3 protein-coding genes are annotated in these 12323 nt (G+C 47.4%); 2 read left to right on the top strand and 1 reads right to left on the bottom strand.

Annotated features, from left to right (window positions below; translation table 11 throughout):
• The first annotated feature begins 7 nt into the window (after positions 1–7).
• Positions 8–1615, top strand: a complete 1608-nt coding sequence (locus tag ACZIX4_RS12950) for a histidine kinase (protein WP_463336060.1) — start codon at positions 8–10, stop codon at positions 1613–1615.
• A 355-nt stretch (positions 1616–1970) separates the two neighbouring features.
• Here ACZIX4_RS12950 and ACZIX4_RS12945 read toward each other — a convergent pair whose 3' ends face one another.
• Entirely contained in the window at positions 1971–3788 is a 1818-nt protein-coding gene (locus tag ACZIX4_RS12945; protein WP_463336059.1) for a T9SS type A sorting domain-containing protein, read from the bottom strand.
• A gap of 350 nt (positions 3789–4138) precedes the next feature.
• Between ACZIX4_RS12945 and ACZIX4_RS12940 the strand changes: the two genes are divergently transcribed.
• Positions 4139–12313 carry a PKD-like domain-containing protein gene (locus tag ACZIX4_RS12940; protein WP_463336058.1) on the top strand — a complete coding sequence of 2725 codons (8175 nt, stop codon included), beginning with the start codon at positions 4139–4141 and terminating at the stop codon, positions 12311–12313.
• The last annotated feature ends 10 nt before the right edge of the window (positions 12314–12323 follow it).

Raw genomic sequence — 12323 nt, 5'->3', positions numbered from 1 at the left:
TCTTTCTATGCCAAAACGGCTTTTATATTACATTTCGGCCTTATTGCTCATCTGCCTGTTTGCAACGGGTAGCCGTTTCTGCACGGTAAAGCCTACACACGGCATTATGTACTATACCGACAGTATCGGTATGGCATTGCCGCCGCAGGCGGCAGAAAAAGCCTTTGACAGCATTTATAAGTCCATACAGCACTACCCTAACAACAACCTGAAGCGTAGTACAGTAGCACACCTTGCCATAAGCTACGGAAAAATAGGTGCATTGCCCAAATACGAGGAGTTTGCCACAAAATATTACCGGTTAGCCTCTGCTGCCAAAGACACTACAGCCATGGCTATGGCACGCTATAAAATGGGCCATGCCGCCTTTATGCAATGTGCACAGGAACGCGGCTACCGCTACATGATAGAAGCCAAGAACCTCTTTGCCCTGAAAAATGATTCGCTTGCCATGGCCATGTGCCAGCATTATGCCAACTATACCGCGGGCAATGCCATAGCTATGGATATAGGCAGCACGGAAACCCTACGTATTTTTGAAAAATATGATTCACAACGGCTGGCTATAGAAGCGTCTACACTGCTGGCAGATAATTACAGCACCACTGATAAGGAGCTTTGTGCCTATTACTATAACCGTGTACTGGAAAAGCTGGACAATGCCGACCCCAACCAGGTAGACGAAAGCTGGAAAACCGACCTCTACTCCACCACGTATAATAATATTGGTTCGCTGTATTTCGACAGGAAGGATTATAAAAAAGCGAACTATTACTTCAACAAATGCCTTACCGTACCCGGTGTACACCCGTATATAAAAGCTGCTGCTTTGGCCAACCGTGCCGAAACGCGGCTGAACATAAACAAAGCGGATAAGCTTGCTTTGGCAGATATCACAAAAGCATTGCACATTACTGACAGCGGAGGTTTTGCCACCATCCTTCCCCTGGTAAAATATAGTGAAGCACAATACCACCTAATGCACGATGCCGATACCGTGAAGGCTTTGGAATGTTTTAAAACGGCTTACGACACCGCACACGTGTATGGTGTTACCAACGAGGCACTGAAAAACCTGAAAGCGCTTACAAAGTATGACACACGAAACAACCATCGTTACTTTGGCATGTATAAACAATATAATGACAGCATACTGCAGGCCGAACGTACCATGCACGATAAATTTGCCCGTATAGCCTATGAAACCGAAACCATACAAAAGCAAAACCGTAAACTGGGCCGCAGTATAAATTATACTATAACCATAACTGTACTACTTGTTCTGCTGGCAGGTGTAATAACGCTGCTAATACTATTAAGGGCAAAAAACCGCAAGCTGGAACACCTGAAACAACTGCAACTGGCCGATGCCGAAATGTACCGCCTGCTGCGCGAAACGGAGTTCAGTACCGAAAAGGCAAAGGCTGAAGAACGTAACCGCGTAGCCATGGAACTGCACGATAGTGTAATAAACCACCTGTTTGGCATTAAGTTTAACCTGATGCAGCTTCATACGTTGCAGGAAGATAAAAAACAGCAACTATCGGGTGAGCTGGTACAAACGATGAAGGACATAAGAAAGGTATCGCACGAGCTGAAAAACACTGCCAACTAAAACCCAATACCTGAATTTTTCGTATAAAAAAAGTGTGCCCGGTTGAGAGGCACACTTTAAACTTTTCTGGTTGGCGCATGTTACATGCAAGGAATTGGTAAAAGTTTTTTCTTTTAGGCTGGAAATGTTAAGTACGATGCTGCAAACGTAAGTATTTAACATTTTTTTACAAAGTGTTACACTTATTTCTAAATGTTAATTGAGGAAAAACAGTAACATGATTGTAAGTTAATTCTTATTTTAATGACGGATTCAGGAATTTACGCAATCGTTTTACAACAAAACACCCCGGCGAAATGCCGGGGTGCTGTCCGTTTATAGGAAATTTAACCTCTAAAACTATCTTAAAACACTATTACTCTTTTACCAGCTTTATGTATTGTACAGTATTTCCTGAAGCTACTTTTGCAAAGTAAACACCGGAAGCAAACCCTGAAGCATTAACCGTAGCAGTAGCGCTACCTGCACTTTGGCGCAGTACCACATGGCCCGTAACATCAGCAATTTCAATAGCCGAAAGGTTGCCGTTTTTAGTACTGAAATTCCATACACCGGAAGCGGGGTTAGGATATACTATCACGTTGTTTTTTGAGAAGCCTTCAGTTGCAGCAGTAAGGTCTTCCGGAGTTTCGTTATCGTTCAGGATAAAATCGTCTACATAAGCAAACGAATCGGTATTGTTAAGCGCACTTACGCCTGCATCGGCAAAAAACAGCAATTGGGTAACGGTAATACCTGCATCGCCTCCTTCTATGGTAAACACCATATCCTGCCACTGGTTTGTACTTGTATACTCTAATGTAGGGTGTATATCTACACTACCATCGTTGCCTGCATTCGCATCAACCCTTACCGACATGTTTGGTACCGAAGCAGAGGTATATTTCACCTTCGCATGTATGTAGCGTGTGGTATTGGCCGGGATAACAAAGAAAGTCCCAAAGCGGATAAGCTCGTACCAGTTGCCCGTAGTGCGTTTAATTTCACCCACCTTGGCAGAAAGGTTGGCAGCATTTTGCAGTGGGTTGTCTACAGTGGCATATTCGGCGCCGTAGCTGGCGGTAACGGTAGGAGCACCTTCTTCAAAATCGTTCAGCACCATGTCTTCGGCTTCATAGCCTATCGGGGTATCGCTGTCGTTTAGCAATATCTGGTCGATGTAAGCAAACGAATCGGTATTGTTAAGCACGTTTACCGAAGGGTCGGCAAAGAACAGGAACTGCGTGGCATTGATGCCAAACTCGCCGCCTTCTACAGCAAACACCATATCCTGCCATTCGCCCGGCGTGGTATAGCTGTTTATCGGGTGGATATCGGTACTGCCGTCATCGGCTGCCGTAGCATCAACACGTACCGACATGTTCGGCACCACATCTGAACTGTATTTTACCAGCATGTGGATGTACTTGGTATCGTTAGCCGCCACACTGAATGAAGTAGTAAAACGTACCAGCTCGTACCAGTTGCCCGACGTGCGTTTTATCTGGCCGGTATTGGCAGTTGGGTTGCCCGTAGCAAGCGGGTTTGGTACGTTAGTATATTCAGCACCGTAGTATCCGGTAACTTCAGGTGAACCGGCTTCAAAATCGTTCAGCAGCAAATCACCGGTTTCACTGCCTATCGGTGTGTTGCTGGCATTAAGCAATATCTGGTCAATATGCGCAAACGAATCGGTTTCATTCAAAACGTTTACAGATAAGTCGGCAAAAAACAATATCTGTGTAGCGTTAACGCCAAACTCGCCGCCTTCAACCTTAAACACCATATCTTGCCAGGTGCCGGGTGTAGTGTAGCTGTTAAGTGGGTAAATATCGGTAGTCCCGTCGTTTCCGCCCACTGCATCTACACGGATAGACATGTTTGGCACTGTAGCCGCACTGTACATAACCAGCATGTGGATGTATTTGGTTTCGTTAGCCGCCACGGTAAAAGGACTGTCTATACGTACCAGTTCGTACCAGTTGCCCGATGTGCGTTTTATCTGGCCGCAGTTGGCCGTAGCATTCCCTGTGCTTAGCGGGTTAGGTACATTAGTATACACTGCGCCATAGCTGGCGGTAACGTTTGCCGAGCCGCTTTCAAAATCGTTCAGCATGGTGTCCTGGGCGTGCAGGGCAGCAGGCATGCAGGCCATGGAAAAGGCAGCGAATAGCGTAAGTAATTTTGTTTTCATTTGCATTTACTGTTTGAATTAATGAGGTTATGGTTATAGCGACCGGCACTGGGCACGGGCTTGCTAAATCAAATTTAGGCGCATGCATCCTCAATAAAATGGACGTTAATTTTATAAATATGGAATATATTATGCTTATAATTTCCATATTCACAATATAACAATCCCAGCAAGCCAATAGCGTAATCGTATCCTTACAAACCACCTATACAAGCTAACCGTAATTAAAAAATACCTATTGTTGGGTATTGTGGGTAAAATTTTGGCTGCTTAATTTCACGCGCTCTAACAAAATTTTAACATTTTTTGTTTTTAATGCTATCTTTGCGAAAACCAACACCTTATAGCGTATGAAACACCACTACAAGCTTGTAGTACTTTTTGTACTTTTTATAAACCTTGCCTCAGCCGCAGGAACTTTGAAGGATTTTATAAATCCGCCTACCGTTACCGTTAATGATAATTCAGTATGTTCGGGTACTCCCGTAATTCTTACAGCTACGGGCGGCACGGGTACAATAACTTGGCATACAACTGCTAATGGTTCTGACCCAGAAATTGGGACAGGCAATACTTTGTCCATAATTCCAACTATCACTACGACCTATTACGCAAAAGCTAATAATGAAGTTAGCGAAGGTGTTGTAGTGACCGTGTATGAAAGACCTACGGTTTCAATTGCAGAACCAGCACAAAACGTATGCTCAGGCACTTCAATCACATTTGATTCCACTGTTACAGGAGGAACTGCACCCTACCAATATGACTGGACATTTAGTGATGGAGGTGTTTCCACTGCTGCCGACCCTTCCCACTCGTTTGTTTCGATAGGGTGTGGCACCGAAGACTTCACCGCTACAGTTATAGTTACCGATTCTCATGGATGCACAAGGACCGTCACGAAAACTGTTACTGTTAAAAGAAAACCACATATAGAACTTCAAGACACCAACATTTTCTCTCCATTTAGTAATTGCGAAAATAATCCTACAGTAAATAATCCTAATTTTACTATTACTGTCAACAACACCTCACCAAGTAACTCTTGTATAGATAGTTACACTCTCAACTGGGGAGATGGGCCTCCAATTACTAATTTGCATTTAAGTGATTTTCCACTCACGCATACTTATACTCAATTAGGCGCATTTTCACTCACATTAACTGCTTATGGGGAAAATGATTGTAACAATACTATAACATATATCGTAGCTAACCAAAGTAATCCTGCCGGAAGTTTAGGAACACTTGGATCTACAACTGGGTTGTGTGCTCCAGCGGTAGTACCATTTACAATAGGGAACTGGGAACTGAATTCACCCGGAACACAGTATATTTTAAATTATGGAGATGGGACATCAGAAACTTTCGACCATCCTCTAACATCAAGCACAATAAATCATACATATAATATCAGTTCATGTCCCCAATCAAGTTTTACTGCTATACTTACTGTAGTTAATTCATGTGACAGTACTCCTTATACTGCAGGAAATATTCAAGTACGCATAAAACCTGAGGCAGAATTCACTTCACCAACTTCAGGATGTGTTGGACAAAATATCTGTTTTACTAATAATACAACTGTAGGTTCTAGCGGTTCTAATTGCTCAGCATTAACCGTTTACCAATGGAATTTTGGTGACCCAACTTCATCAACAAACATAGTAAATGCTAATGGTACTAATACACCTGATGCATGTCATATATTTAACTCTCCAGGAATATATACAGTAACCTTAACAACTACGAATCCATGTGGAACTACCACATCTTCACATAACATTTGTATTGAAAATCCTCTTACATCAGCCTCCTTTACATTAAACAACACCGTAGGTTGCGGCTCACTTACTGCACAGGCAGCCAATACTACGCCTGCCCCTGTAGGAAACTCATGTAATATTACTTACAACTGGAGTGTCGGTTATTCAACATCAAACTGTGGCACACCACCAGCAAGCAGTTATAACTATTTTACTAACGGTACTACGGCGACATCAGCCAACCCATCATTCAGTTTCCCAAATCCGGGTACTTATACTGTAACGCTTGTGGCCAGCAATTCTTGCGGTAGCAAAACTACCTCTCAAACCGTTACCGTAAAAGCGCCGCCAACGGTAAATATCAGCAGTATAGCAAGCGTATGTGGAGGCACATCGGCTACCATAACACCTACGGCAACGGTTACAAACTGTGGTACTAACACACCTACCTACCAATGGACTTTTACAGGAGGTACGCCTTCAAGCTATACCGGGCAAACACCGCCTGGGATTTCTTATACTGCTGCGGGCAACTATACTGTAACACTTGATGTTACTAACGAATGCGGCACTACCACCGATACCGAAACCTTTACCGTAACACCGGCCGTTGTAGCCAATGCCGGTGCAGACCAAACCGTATGCAGCACGCTGGGGGTTACGCTTTCGGGCAGCGGTACAGGCGGTACGGGCAGTACGTACCAATACAGCTGGTCGCCCGCCACAGGGATTTCTAACTCGAATATTGCAAACCCTACGGCAAACCCGTCGGTTACTACCACTTATACCCTTACCGTAACTAACGGCGGATGCAGCGGCACCGACCAGGTTACAGTATACAAAAACGCCATTACACCGGGAAGCATCGGCGCTAACCAAACCATATGTCCCGGCGGCGACCCTGTTGCCTTTACAGAAACCACCGCTGCAACAGGTACCGGCACCCTTACCTACCAGTGGGAAAGCAGTACTACAGGATCAACAGGGCCTTTCATAGATATAGCGGGAGCCACAAGCAGCACATACGACCCGGCTGCGCTTACGCAAGATACCTGGTACCGCAGGAAGGTTACCGGAACCCTTAACAGCGTAGCCTGTACCGAAACCGGTAACACGGTTTCAGTCAGCATAAACACGGTTAGCCCCGGTAGTGTAATCGGTTCGCAAACCATTTGCGGGGGCGGTAACCCGTCGGCTTTCACAATAAATGCAGCTGCTACCGGCACGGGTACTGTAAGCTATCAATGGCAAAGCAGTACCACGGCTATCACCGGGCCGTTTACCGATATTTCAGGGGCAACAGCCGCTACGTATGACCCGCCTGTAGTTACCCAAAACACCTGGTACAGGCGTATTACTATAAGCACACTAAACGGCGTGCAGTGCAGCGAATACACTAATGTACTCGACATAACTCTAACCACACCGCCTACCATAACCCAGGAACCTATCGCCACACAAACACTGTGTGAAGGTTCTACAGCGCAAACCATCTCGGTTACCGCTACGCCTGTAGGTGGTAACTTTACCTACCAGTGGTACAGCAATACCGCAAACAATACTACAAGCGGTACGGCTGTGGCCAATAGTACCTCGTCAAGCTATACACCACTTACGTCAACAGTAGGTACGTTATACTATTACTGCATTGTTTCGGGAACAGAAGCCGGGTGTAATGATACAAGTACAACATCTCAGGTGGTAGTGATTGCCGCGCCGGTATTCAGCACACAGCCACAGCCACAAACCCTTTGCGACGGGCAAACCCCTGCTCAATTCAGCGTTAGCTACCAAAACGGCACAGGCACGCCTACCTACCAATGGTACAGCAATACCACTAACAGCAACACAGGTGGCACTGCAATAGCCAATGCCACAACCAACACCTACCAGCCCGCAGCTACCGTAGGCACTGCCTATTACTATGTCGTGATAACGTTTCCTTCGGGTGGGTGTAGTGTGCTGACTTCTAATGTTGTGGCTGTAGCCGTAAACACTTTACCTAACATTGCCACAGCCCAGACAGCGACGATATGCAGTGGCGGTACGTTTAACATTGCACCGACAACTGCCGGAGGAAACAGCATCCCTACAGGTACGCAATACACATGGACGGTAACCACAAGCGCCGACATTACTGGCGAAGCAAACCAAAACACACCACAAAACAGCATCAGCCAAACGCTTACCAATATTACCAATGCACCGGTTACGGTTACGTATTCGGTAACACCTGTGGCAAACAATTGCCCCGGCACACCGTTTACCGCTACGGTTACGGTTAACCCGAAACCTTTTGTAACGGCGCAAACGGTTACCGTTTGTAGTGGGGAGGCGTTCAGTATAACACCGGCTAACGGCAGCGGGAACATTGTTCCGGCAAGTACTACCTATTCCTGGAGCGCCCCAATACTGAGCGGCAGCATTACAGGTGAACAATCAGGCACCAATGCCACAATGATAGGCGGCACATTGGCCAATACATCTAACACCGTGCAAACGGCTACGTATACGGTAACACCGGTATGGACATCGGGTAGCGAAACCTGTACGGGCGATGCTTTTACAGTGACCGTTACCGTTAACCCGAAACCGGATATTACAGACATTGCCCAAAACAGTTGCAGCGGTACGGCCTTTAGCATAACACCTACAAACGGTATAGTCCCTACAGGTACAGTATACACCTGGGCTGCCCCTGCGGCACAGGGGGGCATTACCGGCCTTGCAGCAGGAACGAATAGCACCAATATTTCGGGGAACCTTACCAATACAAACAATGCTGCCGTAACCGTTACGTATGTGGTTACCCCGGTAGCTAACGGTTGTACCGGCGATACATTTGAAGTGGATGTTACCATAGCCCCTACCCCTACTGTAGCAGATGTAGCCGACCAAACGGTTTGTAACGGCGACACTCTCCCAATTACCATTTTTACAGGCGATGTAGCCAATACCGTTTTTAACTGGTCAAGCAGCACTACCGACATTGGCATTGGTGCAAGCGGTACAGGGAATATCCCTTCATTCGAGGCGGTTAACAGCACCAATGCGCCTATAACGGCCACGATAACTGTTACGCCCGAGGTAAACGGCTGTTTCGGTACAGCGCAAACCTTTACCATTACGGTAAACCCTGCGCCGGTTGCAGCATTCTCCATCAGTCCGCAAACACTCTGTTCTAACACTACCAGTACAGCAGTAACGTTAACCAGCCTTACACCAAATACTACCATAACCTGGACGGCAAATGTACCTGCAGGCATAGACGGTGCGGCAACAAGCGGCACTACTACCATACCGGCACAAACCCTTATAAACACCACAAGCGCACCACTTACGGTAACCTATACTGCAACAGCCACTACTTCGGGTACGGCTACCTGTCCGGGGGCAACTTCAACGTATACGATTACCGTAACACCGGTTCCGTACGTAAATGGCGACCTGCAAACAAGTACATGTAGCGGCACGGCACTAAATTATATCCCTGCCAATAGCAGCGGAAACAACATGCCTGCGGGCGTTACTTTTACCTGGGATGCCCCTGCCGGAAACGGCTTTACAGGAGGTTCAGCGCAAAGTACTCCGCAAACAAGCCTTAACCAAACGTTGGTAAATACTACCAATGCACCGGTAACAGCTACCTACTCAGTAACCCCACACTTCAACGGCTGCGACGGCGTGCCGTTCACCGTTGAAGTCACCATAAACCCCGTGGCTATTGTACCAAATGCCTCGCTTACCCTGTGCAGCGGCACGGCATTTAACTTTGACCCGGCTACCGTGGCTACGCTTTTCCCGGCAGGTACGGTATTCAACTGGAGTGCGCCTTCGGGCAATGTAACCGGAGGAGCATCAGGCACTGCGCAAACCACCGTTTCGGGCACGCTTGCCAATGCGACAGCAACCGTTCAGGCAGTGGTGTATACAGTAACACCTGTTTCGCCGCAAGGCAACTGTAACGGCGCAGCCTTTACCCTTACGGTGAATGTAAACCCCGAATTTGATGTTACGTCGGTTGTATCAGATTACAATGGTTTCCAGATCAGCTCGGCAGGTGCAGGCGATGGCTTCATCAACCTTACACCTACAGGAGGCACAGGCACATACACCTACAGCTGGACAGGCCCGAACGGTTTTACGGCTTCGACACAAAACATTACCAATATAGGCCCGGGCAACTATACCGTAACCATAAGCGACGGGCTTTGCCAGGACATCACGATTCCATTTACCATTGTAGAACCGCTTCCGCTGGTGATAGCGGAAGTAATAGCCAGCCATGTAAATGTGGATTGCTTCGGGCAATCAACCGGTGTTATAGAAGTTGAAATAACACAGGAATCCATCGCACCGTATGACTATGCAATACTGCTACCTGATAGTACTATAGTAGAAAACGTGGACAACCTTACCGCTACAAGCTATGTATTCGACAACCTTTTTGCAGGCACGTACAATATCCGTGTTACCGATGCTAACGGCACCGTAAAATACCTTAACGGCATAGTGATAACCCAGCCTGCTACCGGCCTTGCCATAACAGGCAGTACAGTATCTGATTTCAACGGGTTTAGCATCAGTTGCTTCGGCGCGCAAAACGGTGCCATAGACCTTACTGTGGGTGGTGGCTATCCGGGCTACACCTTTAGTTGGACAGGGCCAAACGGCTTTACTGCCACCAGCGAAGACATTGCCAACCTTGCCCCGGGTGTGTATACTGTAACCATACTCGACACTACAAATGCCTGCCCTGTAACGCAGAGCTTTACCATAACCGAACCGCAGCCCGTAACCTTTACGGGTACAGTACCGACATTTAACGGTTATCAAGTAAGTTGCTTTGGCGGAAACAACGGCAGCATAAACATTACACCTACCGGCGGTACAGGCGTATATACCTATGCATGGACAGGCCCGAACGGTTTTACGGCTTCGACCCAAAACCTTGGCAACCTTGTTATAGGTACATACGAACTTACCATTACCGACAATAACGGCTGTACAGCACCGGCACAGAGCTTTACCCTCACCCAGCCCACAGCACTGGCCATTACCGAAACCCATGTAAACGTGCTGTGCTTTGGCGCAGCTACAGGCGCTATAGATGTTACCGTAACGGGTGGTGTGCCAAACGCATCGGGTGTGTATACCTATGCATGGAGCGGTCCTAACGGTTTTACAGCTACTACCGAAGACTTGGTAAACATCACCGCAGGTATATACAACCTTATTGCCACAGACGATAACGGCTGTACCATACCGCTGAGCGTAACCCTAACCCAGCAGCCCGAAATCATCATCACCGCTGCCACCACGCCTATAACGTGTTATGGTGCCAATAATGCCAGCATATCGCTTACCATAACCGGTGGCGATGCACCTTACGACACCCAGTGGAGCAACCTTGCCACAGGCATTTATCAGGATAACCTTTCGGCGGGCACATATATAATTACGGTGACCGATGAAAGCAACTGTGTGAAACAAATCACCGTAGTAATTCCGGAAGCACCGATATTTACCGTAACACCTGTTTATAACAACATCAGTTGCCACGGCGCACAAGACGGCAGCATAGCCCTGAACCTTGTAGGCGGTATAGCCCCGGTAACACTGGTATGGAGCGACGGTTCTACCCAGGGTACCACAAGGAACAACCTTGGCCCAGGCACCTACACCGCCACAATTACCGACGGTACGCCCTGCCAAATCATCCGCACGTTTACCATTATAGAACCGGCAGCACTTACTATAGGGGCAAACCTTACCCATGCGCTGGACTGTGCCAACGCACAGAGTGGTGCCATAAACCTTGTGGTAGCGGGCGGTACACCACCGTACACCTACAACTGGACAAACGGGCAAACAGTAGAGGACCTAACCGCTATAACTTCGGGTACGTATGCTGTAACGGTTACCGATGCATCGGGCTGTACGGCATCGGGTACGTATACCATAACCCGCCCTGCCCCGCTTACGCTTAATGTAAGCAGCAACGTAGTACACAACTGCGACACCCATTATGTAAGCCAGACCAATGTGGCACAGGCTTCGGGCGGGGTACCGCCATTCCAGTACACATGGAGCAGCGGCACCGCTTCTGGGCCTTTCGGGCAGTACATGAATACCGACCAGAACGGTACTGTAATCGTTACGGCTACAGATGCTTCGGGCTGTACCGCTACCACCACTTTTGAAGTCGATACCCAGCAGCTGGGCGAGGCCAACTTTACCGCAGGTTCGTTTGCCTTTACCACCTACCAGCAGTATTCTATTATGGATCCGGTGTTATTTGACAACCTTTCTACTGGCGATTATACCGAGGTGGGTTGGGATTTTGGCGACGGCGGAAGTTCTAACGAGCTGAACCCGGAACACACCTACGTACGCGAGGGCAACTATGTTGTAACCCTGCACGTAGTATACCCATACGGCTGTAGCGACACCTACACCATGCTTCTGGTGGTTACCAAAGGCTATGAAGTAATGGTGCCGAATGCCTTTACACCAAACGCCGATGGCCATAACGATACCTTTAACGCAGTACACCGTGGGCTGAAGTCGATAGAGCTGAACGTATTTGACACCTGGGGTGCGGTAATTTATTCTGAAAAAGGCGATGTAATAACCGGCTGGAACGGCGATGTAAACGGCAACCCGTCTGAAAACGGAAACTTCTACTTCCGCATTAAGGCAGAAACGTTTTACGGGCAAATTGTGGAATACGAAGGGCCGTTTGTACTGATACGATAACCAACCAAGA

This window comes from Flavobacterium niveum (assembly GCF_055231775.1).
The sequence above is the reverse complement of the archived record's forward strand: the minus strand, read 5'-3'. Positions and strand labels throughout refer to the sequence as shown.